This window comes from Cytobacillus citreus (assembly GCF_018343665.1).
In the GTDB taxonomy this organism is placed as follows: Bacteria; Bacillota; Bacilli; order Bacillales; family Cytobacillaceae; genus Cytobacillus; species Cytobacillus citreus.
The window spans coordinates 617,682-641,013 of sequence record NZ_JAGYPM010000001.1 but is presented as its reverse complement, the minus strand read 5'-3'; the positions used below and the strand labels follow the sequence as shown (position 1 = coordinate 641,013).

22 protein-coding genes are annotated in these 23,332 nt (G+C 36.2%); all 22 read right to left on the bottom strand.

The genetic code is table 11. The features are described 5' to 3' along the window. Positions 1–3: 3 nt before the first annotated feature. The 22 genes from flgD to KHA94_RS03135 all read right to left on the bottom strand — a co-directional run bounded on the left by flgD (position 4) and on the right by KHA94_RS03135 (position 23,328). Positions 4–642 (bottom strand): flagellar hook assembly protein FlgD, encoded by a 639-nt coding sequence (gene flgD, locus KHA94_RS03240; protein ID WP_213100696.1) that lies wholly within the window; start codon positions 640–642, stop codon positions 4–6. A gap of 12 nt (positions 643–654) precedes the next feature. Then, positions 655–1,947, bottom strand: coding sequence for a flagellar hook-length control protein FliK (locus tag KHA94_RS26445; protein WP_213100695.1), 1,293 nt, complete (start codon positions 1,945–1,947; stop codon positions 655–657). 28 nt (positions 1,948–1,975) lie between these two features. Continuing rightward, positions 1,976–2,587 carry a MotE family protein gene (locus KHA94_RS03230; protein ID WP_213100694.1) on the bottom strand — a complete coding sequence of 204 codons (612 nt, stop codon included), beginning with the start codon at positions 2,585–2,587 and terminating at the stop codon, positions 1,976–1,978. An 8-nt stretch (positions 2,588–2,595) separates the two neighbouring features. After that, positions 2,596–3,039, bottom strand: coding sequence for a flagellar export protein FliJ (gene fliJ, locus KHA94_RS03225; protein WP_213100693.1), 444 nt, complete (start codon positions 3,037–3,039; stop codon positions 2,596–2,598). A 5-nt stretch (positions 3,040–3,044) separates the two neighbouring features. Beyond that, positions 3,045–4,364, bottom strand: coding sequence for a flagellar protein export ATPase FliI (gene fliI, locus KHA94_RS03220; RefSeq protein ID WP_213100692.1), 1,320 nt, complete (start codon positions 4,362–4,364; stop codon positions 3,045–3,047). A 2-nt stretch (positions 4,365–4,366) separates the two neighbouring features. After that, a complete protein-coding gene (gene fliH / locus KHA94_RS03215; protein ID WP_213100691.1) occupies positions 4,367–5,149 on the bottom strand; it encodes a flagellar assembly protein FliH in 783 nt (260 codons plus the stop codon). Continuing rightward, on the bottom strand, positions 5,133–6,149 hold the full coding sequence (gene fliG, locus KHA94_RS03210) for a flagellar motor switch protein FliG (RefSeq protein ID WP_213100690.1): 1,017 nt from the start codon (positions 6,147–6,149) through the stop codon (positions 5,133–5,135). Before fliG ends, fliH begins: the two co-directional genes overlap by 17 nt. Before the next feature lie 12 nt (positions 6,150–6,161). Continuing rightward, positions 6,162–7,754: a flagellar basal-body MS-ring/collar protein FliF gene (gene fliF, locus KHA94_RS03205; RefSeq protein WP_213100689.1), complete on the bottom strand. Its 1,593-nt coding sequence runs from the start codon at positions 7,752–7,754 to the stop codon at positions 6,162–6,164. A 347-nt stretch (positions 7,755–8,101) separates the two neighbouring features. Next, entirely contained in the window at positions 8,102–8,410 is a 309-nt protein-coding gene (fliE, locus tag KHA94_RS03200; protein WP_213100688.1) for a flagellar hook-basal body complex protein FliE, read from the bottom strand. 13 nt (positions 8,411–8,423) lie between these two features. Then, positions 8,424–8,882 carry a flagellar basal body rod protein FlgC gene (flgC, locus tag KHA94_RS03195; RefSeq protein ID WP_213100687.1) on the bottom strand — a complete coding sequence of 153 codons (459 nt, stop codon included), beginning with the start codon at positions 8,880–8,882 and terminating at the stop codon, positions 8,424–8,426. A gap of 2 nt (positions 8,883–8,884) precedes the next feature. After that, positions 8,885–9,280, bottom strand: a complete 396-nt coding sequence (gene flgB / locus KHA94_RS03190; RefSeq protein ID WP_213100686.1) for a flagellar basal body rod protein FlgB — start codon at positions 9,278–9,280, stop codon at positions 8,885–8,887. A gap of 401 nt (positions 9,281–9,681) precedes the next feature. Next, a complete protein-coding gene (codY, locus tag KHA94_RS03185) occupies positions 9,682–10,461 on the bottom strand; it encodes a GTP-sensing pleiotropic transcriptional regulator CodY (RefSeq protein WP_213100685.1) in 780 nt (259 codons plus the stop codon). 100 nt (positions 10,462–10,561) lie between these two features. Further along, positions 10,562–11,971, bottom strand: a complete 1,410-nt coding sequence (hslU, locus tag KHA94_RS03180) for an HslU--HslV peptidase ATPase subunit (protein WP_213100684.1) — start codon at positions 11,969–11,971, stop codon at positions 10,562–10,564. An 18-nt stretch (positions 11,972–11,989) separates the two neighbouring features. Then, positions 11,990–12,532, bottom strand: a complete 543-nt coding sequence (gene hslV / locus KHA94_RS03175; protein ID WP_213100683.1) for an ATP-dependent protease subunit HslV — start codon at positions 12,530–12,532, stop codon at positions 11,990–11,992. 173 nt (positions 12,533–12,705) lie between these two features. Further along, complete coding sequence (gene xerC, locus KHA94_RS03170; protein ID WP_213101273.1) at positions 12,706–13,608, bottom strand: tyrosine recombinase XerC; 903 nt, start codon at positions 13,606–13,608, stop codon at positions 12,706–12,708. Between the two features lie 55 nt (positions 13,609–13,663). After that, positions 13,664–14,977: an FADH(2)-oxidizing methylenetetrahydrofolate--tRNA-(uracil(54)-C(5))-methyltransferase TrmFO gene (trmFO, locus tag KHA94_RS03165; protein ID WP_213100682.1), complete on the bottom strand. Its 1,314-nt coding sequence runs from the start codon at positions 14,975–14,977 to the stop codon at positions 13,664–13,666. 171 nt (positions 14,978–15,148) lie between these two features. Further along, entirely contained in the window at positions 15,149–17,224 is a 2,076-nt protein-coding gene (topA, locus tag KHA94_RS03160; protein ID WP_213100681.1) for a type I DNA topoisomerase, read from the bottom strand. 858 nt (positions 17,225–18,082) lie between these two features. Further along, positions 18,083–18,952, bottom strand: a complete 870-nt coding sequence (gene dprA, locus KHA94_RS03155) for a DNA-processing protein DprA (RefSeq protein WP_213100680.1) — start codon at positions 18,950–18,952, stop codon at positions 18,083–18,085. 90 nt (positions 18,953–19,042) lie between these two features. Next, the gene (gene sucD, locus KHA94_RS03150; RefSeq protein ID WP_213100679.1) at positions 19,043–19,945 is read right to left on the bottom strand and encodes a succinate--CoA ligase subunit alpha; all 903 of its coding nucleotides are present in this window, start codon (positions 19,943–19,945) and stop codon (positions 19,043–19,045) included. Between the two features lie 23 nt (positions 19,946–19,968). After that, positions 19,969–21,129 (bottom strand): ADP-forming succinate--CoA ligase subunit beta, encoded by a 1,161-nt coding sequence (sucC, locus tag KHA94_RS03145; protein ID WP_213100678.1) that lies wholly within the window; start codon positions 21,127–21,129, stop codon positions 19,969–19,971. 250 nt (positions 21,130–21,379) lie between these two features. Then, positions 21,380–21,667, bottom strand: coding sequence for an EscU/YscU/HrcU family type III secretion system export apparatus switch protein (locus KHA94_RS03140; RefSeq protein ID WP_213100677.1), 288 nt, complete (start codon positions 21,665–21,667; stop codon positions 21,380–21,382). Further along, positions 21,664–23,328, bottom strand: a complete 1,665-nt coding sequence (locus tag KHA94_RS03135) for a hypothetical protein (RefSeq protein ID WP_213100676.1) — start codon at positions 23,326–23,328, stop codon at positions 21,664–21,666. The genes KHA94_RS03140 and KHA94_RS03135 overlap by 4 nt, the downstream gene beginning before the upstream one ends. Positions 23,329–23,332: the final 4 nt, after the last annotated feature.

Sequence of the window (23,332 nt, the reverse complement as noted above, 5' to 3'; positions counted from 1 at the left end):
TAATTATTCAATTTTTATAATTTGTGATGATGTGATCGATGTCATATTTTCATCATCTAGCTGGAATAAAATTTTCCCGTCTTTAAATGAAACGGATATTATTTTTGCTTCCTTCTCTGCCTCGTCTTCTAAATAGGTAATTTTCCTTCCTATCATCATACTAGCTTGAACCATAGCATTATCTTTCGAAATTTCATTGATTTGCGAAATATTCCCAGGTTCTAATTTCGTACCATCTTCCAACACAAACAAAACTGAATTATCCTTAAATTGAACAGACGCTACTCTACCTGTTCCTTCTTCTATAACAGGCACATCTCCAGGATTTTTAGCTTCAGTTATTTTATGCCATGTAATATCCTTGCCAACGAACTGACTGTAGGCAATTAATTGACTTTGCTCCTGTACTTTGACAAACTTTTCCATCGTACTTCCCATATTGGTTATTTGCTCTAGAATAGAAAAGGTCGCCATTTGAGCAATAAAGTCTTTATCCTCCAACGGACTCAAGGGATCCTGGTTTTGCAGCTGAACCATTAATATTTTTAGAAAATCATCTTTACCTAATATATCTGATCCAGTTTTTCGCTGCTCTTGTTGATATTTTGATAGCATTAATGATGAATCAATTGTATTTGTCATTCATTTTCACACCTAAGCTTCAGTATTGAGGAGTGCCTCTTCAAATGAGCTAGTAAATTCTCCGTTTGTTTGCTGCTCATGCTGCTCTTGCCGATGCTGCTCTTGTCTTTCCTGTCCATTCTGCTGCTCACGATTAAAGCTCCGATCCTGCTGTGTAAACTGCTGAGAGATTTCTACTCTTTCCACCTGAATATTTTGAGAATGAAAAGCTTGTTTTAATCCATTTAATTGGGATTCCATCATTTCCTTCGCTGTTGAAGTAGACGTAAGAATTCGAGCAATAATCGCTGAATCCTTTTGAATCAGTTCAACTCTAAGCGCCCCTAAATGTTCAGGGTTTAACTTAATAAAAAGTCTTTGCGTCCCGCCATTCTTCAGGAAATGACTTCTTGAAAGTATTGATTGAAATTGTTCTATCAATTGTTCAGCAGATACAGGTCTATTTGCTGGCTGAGAGAATAAAGTAAGCTGCTCAGGTTTTGATAATTGTTGAAAATGGATAAACCCATGCTGATGAACCTGTTCTGATTTATTTAGAACTTTTGTAACGTTATCACCATTAGTCTCACTTTTCACATTGCTTTTACCATTCAATTCATCGACTAGGTTTGTAAAGGTTTTCTGTAAAAGCTCATCTCTATTTGAACGAACCGAGTCATTTAAAAGGATATCTAGCTTTTCGTTAATGCTTTTCATAAATTCTCTCATTTTTATTTGGTTACTGTGAGAATCTTGATGTGCAGATAAGAGTTCAAATAGCTTTAAAACCTTCATTGCTTGTCCAAACTCTTTATCAGGTGTCAATTGCATATCTTTCAATTGAATAGATGCAATTGACTGAATAAGTGACAAAATGATATCTGCTTGGTTTTCATCCGTTTTATCTTGTTGAGTGTGATTTGGATCAATAAGGGTAGGCCCCTTCTCTTCAGTCTTGTTAGAAAGTAATTTAGTATAGAAACTACTTAATAACTGAACAAGCTCTTCTGAAGACAAATTCAACTCTTCTTCAATTATATTAATGATATCTGAATTACTTTGAAATGCGACCTTACCAAGAAGCTCCATCCCATTTTCGAGCTCGAGAATATCATTTGTTTGTAATAATTGAAGCAGCCCTGACAGTACCTCACTTGAAAAATCACCAGTATTCTCACTTGCAGCTTGCAAGTTTAGTGTATTAACCGGTTTCGGCAACAGATTTGCAAAAAGTGAAGAAAATCCGGATTCGCCTTTTCCTGAAGATCCCGTTTTAATATCCTGAGAGATTAATGTATTGATTGCTCCTAAAATACCTATTTCCACTTTTTCACCCCCTTTCGTTATTACAAAATCATTGGATTTCTGAATTGCTATCTACCTCAGCAGTTAATAACTCCGTATACTTTGCAGCTAATTCAGGCTCCATTTTTTCCATAATGCCGGCAAGTGTATCGGCTTTAACATTAGAAAGGATTTTTAATGCTTCTTCCTCGCTCATATTAGATATGATTGGAGCTGCTTTTTTTGCTGATATCGTTTCATACGTTTTAACGATATCCTTGAACGCACGTTTATTTTCTTCCTTTATAGCTGTCAATTCTAATATTTCTTCTTCAAGACGTTCTTTTTCCAATTGTACTTTAGAAATCTCTTCATCTTTACTTTCTAATTGTGATTCTAGCTGTGAAATCTTTGCTTCACGATCCTTAATTTCAGCTTCCAGCTCTATACTCTTTGTTTCAAGTTTTTCAAGAGACTGTGAATTATCCTCTTCAAAAACAGAAGAAACAAAAGGAATTTTCTGTCCATATTCCTTTGCTAGTTCAAAGACGTTATGTCCAAGAATTGTCATAACAATTAGGGCAATTGTTATTGCAAATAACAGCGGAATTAAGACTAAATAAATAAAGCCTTGGAACCTTGAAGATTTCTTCGATTCTTTTTCTTCTGATAACTTGTCCACTTTACCACCTAATTTCCCCGATTCATAAAATGCTGGATCGAGATATCATCCATTTGCTTGCCCTCAAGCTGCTTTACACTTTCAGCATAATTAGTTAAATCTTTTTCTTTCATGATTTCAAATTTTTTTACTTCGATATTTCTCTCTTGAAGTTTTTCTTGCTGGAAATTCATATAGTTTCTTGCATTCATTACTATTTGCTGATAATGTTCAATCGTTTTCTCTAAATTATGTATAAAATGCTGATGATGTCTAATTTCTTGTACAGGTATACCATTTACAAGCCTAGAGGATTGATAGTCTTCTAAATCCTCTTTTTTCTTAAGTAGTTCATATAATTTTTCTGCAGCCTTCTCAAATCTTTTCACTGCCTGATTATAAACATTAATTGCTTCATCCTTTTCTCTCTCTTTTATCGTAAGGATTTTTTCGAACTTGAATTGGTATTGCATGGAAACTATTCTCCCTTCCCTACGAGGTCAAATAATTGCTGAACAGCTTCTTCAAAAGTTACTTTTTCCTGTGTTCCTTGCTTTAAGAAAGATATGATATTAGGATAAAGCCTGATTGCTTCATCGATATCAATTGAAGAGCCTCTTTTATAGGCACCAATGTTTATTAAATCTTCAGAATTTATATACGTACTTAAGGTTTCTCTTAATTTCTCTGAAGCATTTACATGATCGGGTGGAACGATATTATTCATCACCCGGCTAATGCTTTTTAAGACATTCACAGCTGGATATTGGCCCTTATTTGCTAAAGCACGATCAAGGACAAAGTGTCCGTCTAAAATTCCTCTGACTGTATCAGCAATTGGTTCGTTCATATCATCGCCATCAACTAACACAGTATAAAATGCAGTAATTGATCCTTGTTCATTTGTCCCTGTTCGTTCAAGGAGCTTAGGCAGGAGCGCAAATACAGAAGGTGTATATCCTTTTGTTGTAGGAGGTTCTCCAATAGCCAACCCAACCTCCCTTTGCGCCATCGCTACCCTCGTAACTGAGTCCATCATCAGCATGACATTTAACCCTTTATCACGAAAATATTCAGCTATTGCTGTTGCTGTAAAGGCACCTTTTATTCTCATCAAGGCTGGCTGGTCAGATGTTGCTACAATGACGATAGACCGACTTAAGCCCTCAGGCCCTAAATCTCTCTCGATAAATTCCCGTACCTCTCTTCCGCGCTCACCAATAAGTGCAATTACATTCAAATCTGCTGTTGTATTTCTGGCAATCATTCCTAGTAATGTACTTTTCCCGACACCACTACCTGCAAAAATCCCGACGCGCTGACCATTTCCTACTGTTAATAGGCTATCAATCATACGAACACCAACTTCAATAGCTGAAGAAATTGGCGGTCTTCTCAAGGGATTAGGCGGTTCTTGATCGGTTGGCACCGAAGTCAAGCCTTTAGGCAAAGGAGTTCCATCAAGCGGCTGACCAAGAGAGTCGATAACTGATCCAACTAAATTGGAACCGACTCTAATCTCTAGAGGCTTCGAGGTCGCCTCTACAAAACTTCCAGGAGAAATATCATTGGTAGATGTATAAGGCATTAAAATGACTTCTTCATTTTTGAACCCAACAACCTCGGCATGTATTGTTCTTTTCCGTTTAGTTCCAACATGGATATAGCAAACGTCTCCAATTGAGCTTTCAGGAGGGCCTTGCGATTCAATCATTAGTCCTACTACTCTTTTAACTCGACCATATCGTTTAAAAGAATCTAATTGATCAATCTGATCAATTATTTCGGAAAGGTTCATTCCTATTCACCCTCTAGCATTTCAATTAGCTTACGTTTTACTTCTTCGAGTTGACTATCAATACTGGCGTCTATCCTTCCATTAGCGGATTCGATTATACAGCTTGACTCTGTCAAATCATCGTCTGGATAGATGAACATATCAACTTCCCTAGGGAAAAGCATTATTAATTCCTCTTTATTCAAGAGAAGGAACTCATAATGGTTAGGATGTACATGAAGCTGAATTTCTTGATTTTCTCTCGCTTCTTTTAATGCTCGTTTCACAATAAATAGAAATTCTTCTTCATTATCATCTATTGTTTTCCCTAAGATTTTCTGCGCGACCTTTAATCCGATTTCTAAGATCGCTTTTTCAGATGATTCTACATGCGAAAGGTAATCCTTTTTTGCTGAATCTATGACCGCTTTTGCAGACTGAATTAGTTGACTGCATTCTGAATATCCTTCTTTACGTCCTTCTTCTAATCCAGAAGCAAATCCAGATGCCTTAGCTTGTTCTGTTAATGCAGCCATTTCTATTTCAAACGACTGGCGTTTCTCATCTAGTTGCTGTCGAACCTCATCAGCCCCAAGCCTAGCCTTATTTAAAATAGCCTCAGCTTCATGTTGAGCTTGTTCTAAAATATTTTTTGTATGCTCTTCTAGAATTAATGGAACAGTAGCTTCATCATCAGGTTCTTGCTTAAATTGCTCTAATATTTTTATCGAGATTACTCTTTTTTCGACCTGAACTGGATCAGATATATTTGGAGTCCATTTTATTAATCTAGACAATAATATCATCTCCCCCGCCACGGGCGACGACGATTTCTCCAGCTTCCTCTAAACGACGAATGATAGCAACAATTCTCGATTGAGCCTCTTCCACATCACGAAGTCTGACTGGACCCATGTATTCCATCTCGTCTTTAAAGGTTTCAACCATACGATTAGACATATTTTTGAAAATAATTTCTTTTACTTCTTCACTTGAAACTTTAAGTGAGAGCATTAAATCCTCACTTTCACAATCACGAATAACACGTTGTATTGCACGGCTATCAAGTGTAACAATATCTTCGAATACGAACATTCTTTTCTTGATTTCTTCTGCAAGCTCAGGATCTTGAATTTCTAATGCATCCAAAATAGTTCGCTCAGTAGATCGATCAACCCCATTTAAAACATCAACAACTGCTTCAATTCCACCTGTTTGAGTATAATCCTGAGTAACTGTTGCTGAAAGCTTTCTTTCAAGAATTTGTTCCACTTCATTAATGATTTCAGGAGCAGTGCTATCCATTACAGCAATTCTCCTTGCAATATCTGCTTGCATTTCTTGAGGAAGCTCAGATAGAATTTGCCCCGCTTGCGCAGCATCAAGATACGATAAAATTAATGCAATTGTTTGTGGATGCTCATTTTGAATAAAGTTTAAAATCTGTGCTGGCTCAGCTTTTCTTGCGAAATCAAATGGTCTAACTTGTAAGGAAGATGTAAGCCTGTTAATGATAATTGCAGCTTGTTCATTTCCAAGAGCCTTTTCCAAGACTGTTTTCGCATAGCCGATCCCACCCTGTGATATATAATCCTGTGCTAAAGCAATATGGTGAAATTCTTCAAGGATTTCTTCTTTTGCATGTGAATCTACTTTCTTCACACCTGAAATTTCTAATGTTAATTTCTCAATTTCTTCCTCACTCAAATGTTTATATACCGTAGATGCGACATCTGGACCAAGAGATATTAGAAGTATGGCTGCCTTTTGTTTACCTGATAATCCCTTTTGTTCTCTTTTTGACATTATCCATACCCCCTAATCTTCAGCAATCCATGTGCGTAATAATTTTGCGAAGTCTTCTGGTTTTTCTTTTGCCATTTTCTCAAGCTGCTTCTTACGCAATGTATTTTCTGTTTCTAGTGTCTCATTAACATCAGGGACAATAAGTGGTTCTTGCATATCCATGATTTCTTCTTCTTCACTATGTTTTCTTTTTGCTCTAATAAATAGGAAAATTAAGACTGCGATAATCGCAAGAAGGATTCCACCTACAATATAAACCCAAAGAGGTATGACTGATTTTACATCATCAGGGAACTTAACCTTTCCATTAAATGGTTGAACCGAAACAACGATTTTATCATTAATAGCCTCATCAGTTAATTCCTCTGCACCTGCATTCTTATCTATGGTCGTACGAACAATAGTAGATAAAATTTTCGTAATGTCATCGACTCTTTCTTGCGGGAGAGAGTTTGGATTATCTGGTTCAGGTGGCTCAACCATCACTTGAATTCCAAGATCCCTAACCTTGTAAGGACTTTCAACAATTTCTTTTCGTATTTTATTTACTTCATTATTGATTGTTTCTTCAATTTTCTCGTAATCACCATTTGACCCGTTACCTTCTAAGTAGGATGAACCAGGTACATCCGCAGGGTCGCCAGGAGCAGTTAATCCGCCTGCTTGATCCGCATTACCAGTGAAGGTTTCCGTGATTTTTTGGGCACTAATAGCGATTCCTTCCATATTTTCTTCATCAACAGGGGTTACAAGGTTTTCTTCCCGATTTTCTTGGGTAAAATCAACATCAGCCGTTACAGATACAACAACCTTATCCTGTCCCATCAAAGTACCGAGCATGCCTTGTACTTGTCGCTGAACATCTCTTTCAATTTGCTTTTTGATCTCATGCTGTTCAGCAAAAGATGATCCCGGCGTAGAATTTTGATTCTTTTTCAAATCAAAGTACTCAAAATTTTGGTTCATTATGACGATATTATCTGTAGGTAGGTTTGGAACACTTTTAGATACCAAATGATATAATGCTTGAATTTGAGATTCCTCAAACTGATAGCCTGGCTTTGTATTAAGAACGATGGATGCCGATGCTTCTTCCGATGGATCATTAACAAAAATCCCTTTTTCCGGAAGATTAATCATTACCTTTGCATCTTTTACGCCCTCAATACCTTTAATTAAATTGGCTAATTCCGTTTGCATTGCATCAATTTTTATCATTTTGAATTCATTCTCAGTTGTACCTATTCCAGCGTTTTGGCTAAAAAATGAATAGTCGATATTTCCGGATTTAGGAATACCTTCAGCAGCAAGTTCCACTTTAAGCGTGTCTACTACTTCTTCTGGCACTTTTATCGTTGCTCCACCATCTGTTATCTCAGATTTAATTCCTCTACCATCTAAGCTTTCTTTAATCGTTCCAGTTTCTGATGGTGTTAAATTGCTATATAAAGGAACTAGAGTTGTTCTAGTAGTTAATAAAGATACAGAAGTTATTATAATAATAAATAAAAGCGCGGAACCAACGAGCAAAACCTTTTGTTTTTTGGTTCGGCTTATCCAAAATTCTTTAATATTATCGATATATTTTCGAAACGATTCCTTCATTTTTAATCCCCCGGTTATTCTGTCTCATTCTTTGGCAGCTAATAACCGCAAATTACTAGTTTTTAGCCTTTAATTAATATAAAGAAGTAATATTTTGAGATTTAAGAGCTCTCTAGCTTCAGAGTGTATAAGCTCACCTGCTAAGAACGAAACGTGCTCCCCAAACTGCGCTTTTGGCCTTGCATGTATTGCAACGAAGCCTTCCTTTCCCTGTTGCAAATTCGGCACTAGTGCGTCCTGTTAGGTTTGAGATCATAATCCAATCCGTCCAAGAAGGATAAAGAACAACCTTCTTGAACGCTCAACTTATGCTTCTCGCCCCAGAATAAGTGACTTCCGTATTTCTATTAAACTTGCATTCTCATTACTTCTTGATAAGCCTCAATTACTTTATTACGAATTTCTATAGTTGCTTGTAAAGAAATGCTAGCTTTTTGTGAGGCGATCATAACTTGATGCAAATCTACATTTTCCCCTCTTACAAGTTTTTCAGTCATTTTATCGGAGTTTATTTGCAGTTCATTTACATTATTAATTGACTCCTTCAAAACGGACGCAAAACTCTTATGTGCTTCGTATGGTGTATATGTATGAGTCTTTTTATTTTCTTGAGGCTTAAGTACATGGCTAACGGATGGGAGTCCAACATTATTCATTTCTTATTCTCCTTTATTTCCCAATTTCTAATGCTTTCATCATCATGCTTTTAGAAGCGTTGAAAACAGTAACATTGGCTTCATATGATCTAGTTGCACTTATTAAATCGACCATCTCTTTCAACGGATCAACATTCGGTAGTTCAACATACCCTTCATCATTTGCATCAGGATGCTCAGGATTATATACAAGCTTAAAAGGAGTCTGATCTTCAACAATACTTGTCACCTTTACACCATTTCCAACCGTTTGCGAATCTGACCGATTCATTGCCTTGTTTAAGAAGTTTGAGAACTGACCTTCTTTCGGCTCAAGTACTACCGCTTTACGTCTGTACGGCTGCCATTCGCCATTTTCTATTTTTGATCGCGTTGAATCAATATTTGCCATATTTGAAGAAATGACGTCCATTCTAAGCCTCTGTGCGGACAAGGCGGAGGCAGTGTTATTCATACTATGAAATATGGACATGATTATTTACCCCCTCTTATCACATTTTGTAAGCTAGAAAATTTCCCATTCAGCCTTTCAACCAAAGCATTGTAATAAATTTGGTTACCAGCTAAATCTGTCATCTCATTATCGATATCAACACTATTACCATTATGATTGTAAGACACATTTTTACGATTAATAATCCCCGATGTTGAAGGTGAGATTCCTTTGAAATCAAAATGCCTTTCATCTGTTCGTTTTGCACCTACCGATTGATTTACTGCAGATTGCAATGTGTCTTTAAAGCTTACATCCTTAGCTTTATAGCCTGGTGTTGCTTCATTTGCAATATTTTGTGAGATCACTTTTTGTTTTAGAGATGAATAGTTTAAACCCTTTTCAATGGTGTCGATCGTATTTGAAAACAACTTCATTAAACGCACCTCGTTTTTTTCTTTCCTGATAAATTCTACTAGTTATGTAGAAATTTGTTGATAAAGGAAATATAATGTCGTCTAAAATATATTGTAATGAATATGAAATAATATGTCTATGTAAGTAGAGTTACTTTTAACATGACCTTATACCCATTTTTTATTATAAAATGTAAAACTTTGTGAAGAAACAGTAAACAGCTGTAAATAATTACAAATTTACGAACATTATTCGATTCGCGTTATTTTTCCGCTAGTATAAAAAACCTATTAATCATTATCGATTATTGAAAAACATTCATCGCAAACGTTATTTTAATATTATTTTTGTAACAAACAAATAACAAAAAAAAACACACTTCTTGTCGAAAGAAGTGTGTTTCTTTGAAAAAAGCATACACTTAATTTGATTTAAGTTTATCCAATTCAAATAAAAACTTATCGTTCAATACTTTAATATACGTTCCCTTCATGCCTAATGATCTAGACTCAATTACACCAGCACTTTCTAATTTCCTTAAAGCATTTACAATAACGGATCTTGTTATTCCTACGCGATCTGCAATTTTTGATGCTACTAGCAAGCCTTCATTTCCATTTAATTCTTCGAAAATATGTTCAATCGCCTCAAGTTCACTATAAGAAAGGGAACTGATTGCCATTTGAACGACAGCTTTACTTCTAGCTTCCTCTTCAATTTCTTCGGATTTTTCACGTAGAATTTCCATCCCTACTACTGTTGCTCCATATTCAGCAAGAATTAAGTCATCATCATGGAACTGTTCATTTAATCTCGCAAGGATAAGCGTACCTAGACGCTCCCCACCACCAATAATTGGAACGATGGTTGTTAATCCTGTGCTGAAAAGCTCTTTATTTTCAACAGGGAATGCAGAATAATCACTTTCCACCCCTAAGTTAGGTGAAGTTTCTTTTATATTAAAGAGATTATTTGTATATTCTTCTGGGAATTGACGATCTGCAAGCATTTGTTTCATACGGTCATTTTCAATTTGTTGATTAACTGCAAATCCTAATAACTTCCCACGACGGCTAACAACAAAAGTATTGGCTGTAATTACATCACTTAATGTTTCTGCCATTTCTTTAAAGTTTACTGGTTTCCCAGCTGCTCTTTGAAGCATTGCATTAATTTTTCTTGTTCTTGTTAATAAGTCCATTGATTTTTCCTCCAATTTGCTTAACATAATAGCTGTTTATTTTATCTTGATACCCGGAGTCTAGTTTGTCTATCCATTCACAAATAATTTAACACAAATTTTACAAAATAAATTGGCTCAAATCTTTGTTACGAGATATAGCTCCTAATTTTTCCTCAACATACTGAGGGGTAATCATAATTTTCTCCATTGTAATCTCTGGAGCTTCAAAAGATAAGTCTTCCAGTAATTTTTCCATAATTGTGTGCAGACGACGTGCTCCAATATTATCTGTATTTTGATTTACATCAAACGCAAATTCAGCAATCCTACGAATAGCATCGTCAGAAAATTCAATTTGTATACCTTCAGTTTCCAATAATGCTTGATATTGTTTAATTAAAGCATTATCCGGCTCAACTAAAATATTAAAAAAGTCTTCTACAGTTAGCTTTGTCAATTCTACACGGATTGGAAAACGCCCTTGTAATTCAGGAATTAAATCTGATGGCTTTGCCATATGAAATGCACCTGCAGCCATAAACAGAACATGATCTGTTTTTACTGTACCGTATTTAGTTACTACAGTAGAGCCCTCCACGACTGGAAGTATGTCTCTCTGTACACCTTCGCGAGATACATCAGCAGATGATCCGCCACTATTTTTGCTTGCTATTTTATCGATCTCATCAATAAAGATGATTCCGGACTGTTCTGCTCGAAAAACAGCTTCTTGTGTCACTTCATCCATATCGATAAGTTTTTGTGCCTCTTCATTGGTTAGAACTATTCTTGCTTCACTTACAGTTAGTTTTCTTTTCTTCCTGCGTTTAGGAATTAATCCACCAAGGGCATCTTGCATATTCATTCCCATTTGTTCCATCCCAGAACCTTGAAGCATATCAAACATTGAAGGCTGCTGTTCTTCAAGCTCTACTGTAATAAATTCATTTTCAAGCTCACCAAGTGCTAGTTTCTCTTTCACAACTTTACGTTTAGCTTGAATTCCCATGTCATCTGATGCAGACGATTCTTGTTCTGAGTGATCATTATTGCCACCGCCAAAAAGCATTTCAAGCGGATTTTTATAGTTTCCTGTCTTCTTATTAGACGGTACTAATAATTCCACTATTATGCGATTTGCACTTTCTTCAGCACGTTCTTTTACGCTAGTCATTTTCTCTTCTTTTACCAAGCGTACTGATGTTTCAACAAGGTCTCTGACCATTGATTCAACATCTCTTCCAACATACCCTACCTCTGTAAACTTTGTAGCTTCAACCTTAACAAAGGGAGCCCCTACCAACTTTGCCATTCGACGCGCAATCTCAGTTTTCCCGACACCAGTAGGACCTATCATCAATATATTTTTGGGACTGATTTCATCACGAAGCTTTTCATCAAGTAGGCCGCGTCGATATCTATTTCTTAGTGCAACCGCAACTGCTTTTTTGGCATCTTTTTGACCAATAATGAATTGATTAAGCTTTTCAACGATTTGACGGGGTGTTAAATTCGTACCTTTAACCATCGATCAGCACACCTTCCCTTAAAGTTCTTCAACAATAATATTGTGATTTGTATAAACACATATTTCGGCTGCCATTTCTAATGAAGCCTTGGCAATCTCTTTGGCAGTTAAATGATCTCCAGCATATCGTTTTAACGACCTGCCTGCAGCCAACGCATAATTACCTCCAGAACCAATTGCTAAAACTCCATCATCTGGTTCAATAACCTCACCTGTTCCGGAAATAAGAAGCAAGTTTTCCGAATTCATTACAATTAACATAGCTTCTAACTTACGCAAAACCTTATCGCTTCTCCATTGCTTAGCTAGCTCAACTGCTGCTCTTTGCAAATTACCATTATATTCTTCAAGTTTTCCCTCAAACATTTCAAATAAAGTGAAGGCATCTGCCACTGAACCCGCAAAACCAGCAAGCACTTTTCCTTTAAAAAGCTTTCGGACTTTACGTGCTGTATGCTTCATTACCACTGCATTTCCAAATGTAACTTGACCGTCTCCAGCCATTGCACAATTTCCTTTATGGTGGACCGCAAAAATAGTAGTTGCATGGAATTGAGACATAAATTATTCCTCCTTTTGCAGTTAATATAAAACACCAACCTTGTTAGATCAATAGAATAAGAAAAGTTCATGGCGCCTCCTCCTAAAAGCTTCGCTTTTAGTCGTACGATGTATTTTCTGACGCAGCTTTCCTTGTGAAGCTAGACATTTCTCAAACTCGAGAAATGTCTAGCCTATGCTCTTGGATGGTGTGCCATATATGATTTTCTTAAATATTCACTTGTAACATGTGTATATACTTGTGTCGATGACAAAAAAGCATGACCTAACAACTCCTGAACCGTTCTCATATCCGCTCCATTTGCTAATAAATGCGTAGCAAACGAATGCCTAAGCATATGAGGATGAATACGACCATTCAATGCAGATTGCTCAATTAACTTATTGAGAATATGCCTAATACCTCGAGGTGTTAATGGACCTCCACGATAATTTAAAAACAAGTAATCATTTGGTGTATTCTTTGCAAGCAAGCTTTTTCGACCATTTTGTATGTATACGAATAATGCGTCGTGTGCAAAGCTTCCAAACGGTATATACCTTTGCTTGTTACCCTTCCCATGAACCAAAACAGTTGATAGTTGCATATCAATGTCCCTCATTCGAATTTGACTGCATTCGCTCACACGAATTCCAGTAGCATATAAAAGCTCTAATAATGCTTTATCTCTTTGCCCTAATAGAGTTTCCGATTCACATGCATTAAATAACTCTTTCATTTCCTCTTCATAAAAAAATTCCGGAAGCTTTTTTTCAGCCTTAGGAATTGAAGCGAGAGCAAAGGGATTTTCACTTACAATTTTCTCTCTAACGAGGAATTTAAAGAAACTTCTTAAGCATGAGATTTTTCGGGCAACAGTTTTTCTAGCAAATTTCTCTTCATAAAGCCTTGTTAAATAAAGACGGACATCAATATACTTGACATCTTCTAAATTTTTTATTGCTTGTTCAAATGTGAACATAAAGAATTCTTGAATATCATGTTGATAATGCTCAATGGTATATTGTGAATAATTTTTTTCAATTTGTAAATATTCAATAAACAATTTTAACGAATTGTTCACATTTTGGTCCATCATTATCACCTCACAAGGGCTACTAAATAGTAACACATTTTAGAAGCCCTTGCAATTAAATACCCTTATTTTTCGCAAAGTTCTGAATTGTTTCCAGCGCTCTGTTAGCATGTTGTTCATTTCGTTCTTTCTTCCCTTTAATTTTTTCAGGAAGATCTGGCAGTAAGCCGAAATTAGCATTCATTGGCTGAAAGCTTTTTTGATTTGCTGAAGTTATATAACGCGCCATACTTCCAATGGTTGATTCATGAGGAAATTCGAGTAATTCTTCTCCTGTAGCAAGTCTAGCTGCGTTTATTCCAGCCACCAATCCACTTGCTGCTGATTCTACATATCCTTCAACACCAGTCATTTGCCCTGCAAAAAATAAATTTTCACGGTTGTGGAATTGATAGGTTGATTTCAACACCTTTGGAGAGTTAATGAATGTATTGCGGTGCATAACACCATATCGAACAATTTCTGTATTTTCTAAACCCGGAATCAATTGAATAACTTCTTTTTGCGGGCCCCATTTTAAATGAGTCTGGAATCCAACGATATTATATAAGGTTCCTGCTGCATCATCTTGCCGCAGCTGAACAACTGCATATGGTCTTTTTCCAGTCTTAGGATCCTCTAAACCGACAGGCTTCATAGGGCCGAACAGCATCGTTTTCTTACCTCTGTTGGCCATGACCTCAATCGGCATACAACCTTCAAAAAAGATTTCTTTTTCAAATTCTTTTAATGGTACTGTTTCAGCATCTACTAATGCATCATAAAATATATTGAATTCTTCCTCTGTCATTGGACAATTTAAATATGCAGCTTCACCTTTATCATATCGTGATTTTAAATAAACCTTATCCATATTGATGGATTCTTTTTCAATTATGGGTGCTGCTGCATCATAAAAATATAAATATTCTTCACCTGATAATTCTTTTAATTTTGAAGAAAGTGCCTCACTCGTTAAAGGCCCAGTAGCAACGATTGTCGTTCCCTCTGGAATCTCAGTTACCTCTTCATGAATAACCGTTACATTCGGATGGTTTTTTACCTTTTCAGTAACAAGTGCTGCAAACTCATGACGATCTACAGCTAAAGCTCCTCCTGCTGGAACTGAGCATGCATCTGCCGAATTAATAATAACTGAATTTAACATTCTCATTTCTTCTTTAAGAACACCTACAGCATTCGTAAGCGTATTGGCACGTAAGGAGTTGCTACATACCAGCTCAGCGAATTTATCGGTATGATGAGCAGGCGTTTGTTTAACTGGTCTCATCTCATAAAGCCGTACAGAAATGCCCCGATTAGCGATTTGCCACGCTGCTTCACTTCCAGCTAGGCCGGCTCCAATGACATTTACAACGATATCTTTCATTTATTAAACCTCCAAATATGCATCTTATTATGATCAAAACTTTCGCTCATAATAAAATAATGCTCTATTACTTTACCTTTATCATGCTCAATTTGCAATCAATACAAATTTAATTAATATAATTTTTACTTTACCACTAGAAAAGAGTGAGCCAAATAAGCCCACCCTTTTTTAACTTTGCTTCTCTTCCTTGTAATCACATTCAATACATTGAACCTGGACGCCTTTTTTCAACTTCTTTTCAATCAAAAGGTTATCACATTTTGGACAACTGCGCGGTAAAGGCTTATCCCAAGAAATAAAGTCACATTCAGGGAACCGATCACATCCGTAAAAAATCCTTCGTTTCTTACTTTTTCTTTCAATTATATTACCTTCATGACACTTCGAACATTTTACTCCAATATCTTTAACAATCGGTTTCGTGTTTCGGCAATCTGGGAAGTTGCTGCAGGCCATAAACTTGCCATAACGTCCCATTTTAAAGACCATAGGATTCCCACATTGCTCACAATCCTCACCAGCTGGTTCATCCTTGATTTCCACTTCTTGCATTTCCTTTTCTGCCTTTTCTAGATGCTTCTCAAAATCACCATAAAAATCATCAATGATTTGAACCCAATTTACTTTTCCTTCTTCAACATAGTCCAAATCTTTTTCCATCTTTGCGGTAAATTCAACGTCAAGAATATCTGGGAAAAATTCAAGAATCAACTCTAAGACGATTTCTCCCAATTCAGTTGGTATAAACCTTTTATTATCCAAAGCTACATAACCACGTTTTTGAATGGTGTCTAAAGTTGGTGCAAATGTTGATGGACGTCCAATACCTAGCTCTTCTAATGTTTTAACAAGTCGAGCTTCAGTATATCTTGGAGGAGGCTGTGTAAAATGCTGTTTTGGATCAATATCTTTTTTTAGAACTTCGTCACCTTCTTTAAGATCCGGTAGCATTCTATCCTTTTCCTCAGCTTGATCGTCTGATCCCTCTACATAGACCTTCATAAAACCAGGGAATTTTACTTTTGAACCAGCTGCTCTAAAAATAACATCCCCATTTTTTAAATCAACACTCATTGTATCCATGATTGCAGAAGCCATTTGACTTGCTACGAAGCGTTCCCAAATGAGCCTATATAAACGCAGTTGATCTCTAGATAGAAATTCTTTAAGGCTTGACGGCTCTCTCATAACACTTGTAGGACGAATAGCTTCATGAGCGTCCTGTGTGTTTGATTTTTTCTTTTCTTTTTTCTTTTCAACTTGCAAAAATTCTTGCCCGTAAGTTTTATTAATAAATTGTGTTGCTTCTCCTTGGGCTATTTCCGAAATCCTGGTAGAATCCGTTCTCATATAAGTTATTAATCCGACAGTTCCTTCTTTTCCAAGATCAATTCCTTCATAAAGCTGCTGTGCAAGCATCATCGTTTTTTTGGCTCGGAAATTTAACTTTCTTGCAGCTTCTTGTTGAAGTGATGAAGTTATAAAAGGAGCAGCAGGATTTCTTTTCCGTTCTTTTTTTGTGACCGTAGAAACCTTAAATTTGTTCCCCTTCATCTTGCTTAATATTTCTTGAACTTCTTGATTAGAATTTAATTCTACCTTTTCATTCCCTATCCCATAAAAGGATGCCTCGAAGCTGTCTTTGCCTTTTAAAAAGTCACCTTCAATGGACCAGTACTCTTCAGGAACGAAGGCTTTGATTTCTTTTTCTCTATCTATTATTAGGCGTACAGCTACAGACTGTACCCTGCCTGCACTCAAGCCCTTTTTTACTTTTTTCCATAATAAAGGACTGATATTATACCCTACCAATCGATCGAGAAGTCTCCTTGCTTGTTGAGCATCAACGAGATCCATATTAATTGGCCTTGGATGTTTAAATGATTCCTTGATTGCTTCCTTCGTAATTTCATTAAAAACAACCCGGCAATCTGAGGTTATATCCATATTTAGACTATGAGCCAAGTGCCAAGCAATAGCTTCACCTTCACGATCCGGGTCAGCTGCGAGATAAATCTTTTTTGCCTTTTTAGCCGCAGTCTTTAATTCCTTTAAAACAGGCCCTTTACCACGGATCGTAATATACTTAGGCTCAAAATGATTTTCAACATCAACACCCATTTGGCTTTTCGGCAAATCCCTGACATGGCCCATAGATGCTTTAACTTTATATTTTTTTCCAAGATAACGCTCAATCGTTTTTGCCTTTGCAGGAGACTCAACGATTACTAAAAACTCTGACATCAATAGTCCTCCTTGAGAGGGGATTTTATTATAAAAGCGTAAGCTCCTTCGGTACAATCAAAGGTCAGATTGTTCTTGAGATGATCAATCAACGTTGCTATCCTTGTCCTGTCACTTTGTCGACACTAGTACGTACTTCGGAGCTAGACAATTCTCAAACTCGAGAAAAGATATTTTTTTCATTAAGGCTATGTTATAATTTCCTGTTGATTTCCGCTGCAGGCACTCGCCTTCCGCTTCAATCAACAACAAATTAGCATTATCCACACTGAGCTTTAACACAGCCTTTTTTTTAAATAGACTTCTTCTATATTAAATCGCTTAGTGAAGAAAACGTCCGTTTTTGATAAATATTTTACATGAAATTATTTATTATATAAAAATAACCCCGTAAATAAAAATTGCCACGGATTAAATGATAATTGAAAACTTTAATGATTTTTTCATTTTCATGAAATATCCATATTATTGTACAAGTCTTTCACCTTTGTCAAACATTATCTTGTTATTTTTAAAGAGTGCATTTCTAATTTATCCAATAAAATGTTATGACTCATTCATATTTCGAACACACGTTGCCCAATATATAACAGTTTTGCAATAATTTCAACCCTTTGAACAATTTTATTAAAAAACATTCGTTCTCAATGTCTATTTTTGGGCAATTGCTAGGTTGTCTTATCTATATTCTGAACAAGAACCTATTTCTAAAAGATAATTTACTTTAGCGATCAATAACTTAAAAACATAATAGCTAATCATTACCTCATTTCATACTCTAGGATTTTTCGCCTTATTCCGAATTTTTGTGTTTTTTAAGAATTATACATCAAATCATTAAGAAAAATACATAAATGATCAAAATATTAATTCTTGCAGTATATCTTCAGGAGAATTGATGAGCTTTGCTCCCTGTTGGATAAGTTCATTAGTGCCAATTGAGTAAGAACTAAAAATATTGCCAGGGAGAGCAAATACTTCCCTTCCTTCTTGAACAGCATAATTGGCAGTAATTAGAGAGCCGCTTTTACTTTTTGCCTGGACTATTAATACCCCTTTACAAATGCCGCTTATTATACGATTTCTCATTGGAAATTGCCATCTTGAAGGACGTATATTTGGAGGATATTCTGAAATAATTAACTGATTTTCCATCATTTCTGAGGCAAGTTTCTGATTAGTTTGAGGGTAAATATGAAAGAGGCCACCTGCTATTACAGCAATTGTATTTCCTCCATTCATAATTGCAGAATGGTGAGCGATTGTATCAATTCCTGAAGCAAGTCCACTTACTATAACAATTCCTTTTTCAATCAATTTTGGGAATAAATAATTTATGGCATTTTCTCCATACTCTGTATGCTGCCTTGCACCTACAACTGCTAGATGAATATTTTTTTTTAGTAAGGTTATATCACCTTTAGCATATAATATCCAAGGCGGTTGGTATGTTTCTTTTAATAATGTAGGATATTCATCATCAAAAATTGTAATAGCATTTATTCCATTTATTTTATATTGACGGATTTGATCATGAATTAATCCTGATTGAAGATCATGGAGAATAGAAGAAGATGAGGGAATAGGGTTTTGAGTGAAAAAGTTACTATGGGAAAGTTGATAAAGATTTTTAAGCTCGGGGTCACCTTTTAATATTTGAAAAATTGTTTTCCACCCAACTCCCCTACAGTGATGAAGATGTGTAAGTCTTAGTTTAAATTCGTCCATTTATATCCTCCTTTTTTTGGGTTTGTTTAAATAAGAGAATGCAGAATAGTCCCCCCTGTAAAAGGGGGACTAACTATTCAACTATAGCAATTAATGCGTTTTACATTGTTCGTAAAGGCCTTTTTCTTTAAGAACCTTTATTAAAGTTTCACCCATTACAGAAGGTGTATCTGCTACTTCAATTCCACAAGCATTCATAACGCGGATCTTTTCATCAGCTGTGCCTTTTCCGCCTGAAATGATCGCTCCAGCATGTCCCATGCGTTTTCCTGGAGGTGCAGTACGTCCACCAATAAAGCCGACTACAGGCTTCGTCATATTAGCTTTCACCCATTCAGCTGCTTCTTCTTCAGCTGTTCCTCCAATTTCACCAATCATAATAACTGCATATGTTTCTGGGTCTTCATTAAAGGCCTTTAATACATCAATGAAGTTTGTCCCATTAACAGGGTCGCCACCAATTCCTACTGCAGTTGTTTGACCAATTCCAGCTTGAGTTAATTGATGAACTGCCTCGTAAGTTAATGTTCCAGAGCGAGATACAACTCCAACATGACCCTTCTTGTGGATGTATCCAGGCATAATACCTATCTTACACTCATCGGCAGTAATGACTCCAGGACAGTTAGGACCTACTAGACGAGTCTTCTTGCCTTCCATATAGCGTTTTACTTTAACCATATCCAATACCGGGATATGCTCAGTAATACAAATAGCTAAATCCAATTCAGCATCCACTGCCTCAATAATTGAATCTGCAGCAAATGGTGCTGGAACATAAATAACAGATGCATTGGCACCAGTTGCTTCTACAGCTTCTTTTACAGTATTGAATACTGGTACACCTTCAACTTCTTGACCGCCCTTGCCTGGTGAGGTACCGCCTACAATATTAGTACCGTATTCAAGCATTTGTTTTGTATGGAAACGGGCTGTTCCACCTGTTATTCCTTGCACAATAACTTTCGTATCTTTATTAATAAAAACGCTCACGTTAATTCCCCTTTCTCTAGATCCTATTTCACTAATGAAACAATTTTTTGTGCGCCGTCAGCCATGGATTCAGCAGCAGTAATATTAAGGCCAGACTCGGATAGGATTTTCTTACCTAAATCCACGTTTGTTCCTTCCAAACGAACGACAAGAGGAATACTAAGTCCAACCTGTTTCGCTGCTTCAACTACACCCTCTGCAATAACATCACACTTCATGATTCCACCAAAGATATTAACAAAAATACCTTTTACATTTGGATCTGAAAGGATAATTTTAAATGCTTCTGTAACTTTTTCTGCAGTCGCGCCGCCCCCAACATCAAGGAAGTTGGCAGGTTCACCGCCATAATGTTTAACGATATCCATTGTTGCCATTGCAAGACCTGCACCATTAACCATACAACCGATGTTTCCATCTAATGCTATATAGCTTAAATCATATATTGAAGCCTCAATTTCTTTTGGATCTTCTTCTTCTAGATCACGATATTCTAAAATATCTTTTTGACGATAAAGTGCATTAGAGTCAAAATTTAATTTTGCATCCAATGCCATGACTTTTCCATCACCAGTAACAACTAACGGATTAATTTCAGCAATAGAGCAATCCTTGTCAATATAAGCGTTGTATAAACCAGTCATGAACTTCACAGCTTGATTCACTAATTCTTTTGGAATATTGATATTGAATGCAAGACGTCGTGCTTGGTATTGCATTAGACCAAGAACTGGGTCAATTTGTTCTTTAAAAATCTTCTCTGGGGTCTTCTCAGCTACCTCTTCAATTTCAGTACCGCCTTCTTCAGATCCCATTAGTACAACTTGTGAAGTAGCGCGATCTAATACTAAACCAATATAGTATTCCTTTTTTATATCACAGCCTTCTTCGATTAAAAGGCGCTTAACCTCTTTTCCTTCAGGTCCTGTTTGATGTGTAACAAGCGTTTTTCCTAAAATTTCATTCGCATATGTACGTACTTCATCTAAATTCTTGGCTACCTTTACACCGCCAGCTTTTCCCCGGCCGCCAGCATGAATTTGTGCCTTAACAACACAAACCCCAGTGCCTAGTTCTTTTGCAGCTTCAACTGCTTCCTCAACTGTAAAAGCCACTTTTCCATTTGGAACTGCTACCCCATATTTTCTGAGGACCTCTTTTCCTTGGTACTCATGTATATTCATTTCCATCCTCCTATCAAACTCTTCAAAAAGTAGACTGCGATTTCATTTTATTAGATGACACTAACCTTGTCCACCTTTATTAGGGAAATATTATTTTTCTTTTAATATTTCTAAATTCATTATGTAAGATCAGCCAATGAATAGCTCATCATTTTCATTTTAATTTAATGGCTATATTAAATTCCCCTGCTAATTTCCGCTCCAATCAACAACAAAATAGCATCACTGCTAATTAAATATTACCGTCTTGTTATTTTTTCCCTCCTGCCAATTGATCAGTTTTGTATACAAATGCGAAAACCTCTGCTACTGCTTGATAAAGCTCTTCAGGAATCTGCTCATTAATATTCAGTTTTCCTAACAGCTCTATTAATGATGGATCTTCTTGTATAGGAATATTATGCTCTTTTGCTCGTTCAAGTATGTTTTCAGCAATAAAACCTTTCCCTTTAGCAGAAATGTAAGGGGCATCTTTTCCGTTTCTATCATAGGTTAAGGCTATCGCCTCTTTACTCAATTTATATTCCCGCGTATTCATATTCGAAAATCCACCCCATTGTATGTATTAGGTACAATAATAGTAGACGTATTGGTGAATTGCTCACTAACCTTTCCATTTATCGCCTTTTTGCTCTCAGTGGTTCTGTTATACGTAACGGAAGACAAATGATAATTTAGTACTGCCAAGCTCTCTTTTAATTGAGCGACAAACGGTGAAGCAATAGCCTTTAAATCATTTCGATCATTAGTAATAAATATATTTATGACTCTGTTTTGGACTTGTAAATCAACAATCGTTTCTTTCAAATGATCAAGATTTAAATAAAACAGCACTCGGCAATAATTAGGGTCTATCTTTCCCTCTTTCGATTTCCTGCCACTCCACTGCATCGTCATATCCAATTTTTTATCCCAAAATGTAATTGGGAGCTGGAAAACATATTGTTGAACAGGCCCCACTTCCTGTGAGAGAACCTGATATCCTGTTATATTTAACAAAAGCTTTTCGGCTGCGTCTTTGATTGGAGCAGTTGGTTCATCTTTTAAAAGCTGCATAAGAATTGGCTTAAGCATCTCTATTTTATTTATCTCTTCTTGATTTTGATTATTTATTAACTTTGCAGCTTCACGTTCATAAGAAAAGCCAATTTTTTGAATTAAATTTTTTAATTGATCTTTTACCACATGTGCATCAACAGGTTTTATACTCTCGAGAACTTCTCTCTTAATGCTTGTTAGCAAATCCTGCTCCTTAGCAGAAAGCTTTATTGCAGCTTCAGATTCTTCCAACGATAGAAGCTGAGCAAACTTCACTATAGCTTCACGATTTTTACTTAGGGTAGACAATAAGAATGGGACTTCAGTTTGTAGTTCTTCGCTAGCAATTAGAATATTGTTGTTATTTTCAAGCTGCCCTGCACTAAATATCCGAACCTCTTTTGAGGTCGTTTCCTTTAAAAAAAATCCAAGGTCCTGTAAAAGCTTCAATGCTGTTTCGGATTTTACTGGATCTTGTATTCCTTGTGCCTCTTTAATAAGAGTTGTGAGAGCCAAATTGATTGTTCGTTCTTTTTCAGTCATACTCATTTCATTAATAATCGATAAAAGTCTTGTACTAGTATCATTAGTAGTGTTATCTTTTAATAACGTTTGAAGGTTTTCTAACAATGATAAAAATGAATCATTTTTGATTATTGATGTAATAGATTGGAAAACATCTTTAGTAAAAGGCAATTGTTTGGAATAAAGTGCACTTATTGCTTGGAGGCTATCTTGAATGGATTGACTGCCTTTTACCCACTCAGCAGCAGTTTTGATTGTTTCTTTCGTGATTGGAAGCCGTTCCTTTACAAAATGTTGCAAAAGAGTTATATTCTCCTTTGTTTCAGGAAGAGAAAACAGTTTTAACAGATCCCCAACCAAAAGCTGCTTTTCGTTAGTACCCTGTGTATCTAAAACCTTTAAGTGAACCTTTCCTTCAACTGATTCAACTTGAAACCAATGGTTTTCATTTACTGATAAGGGGATTTCTAATTGCGCAAGCACCTTATGAGAACCAACTAGCACTTCAGCAATTTGATTTGGAAAAAGCTTTAATACCTTTCCGCTAAAAATCTGTCCGGCTCTAAAAGTCAAAGCTTTATTATCACTTATATAATTATGCTTTAGCAGAGATTGTATAATGTTCGATAGCTGCACAATA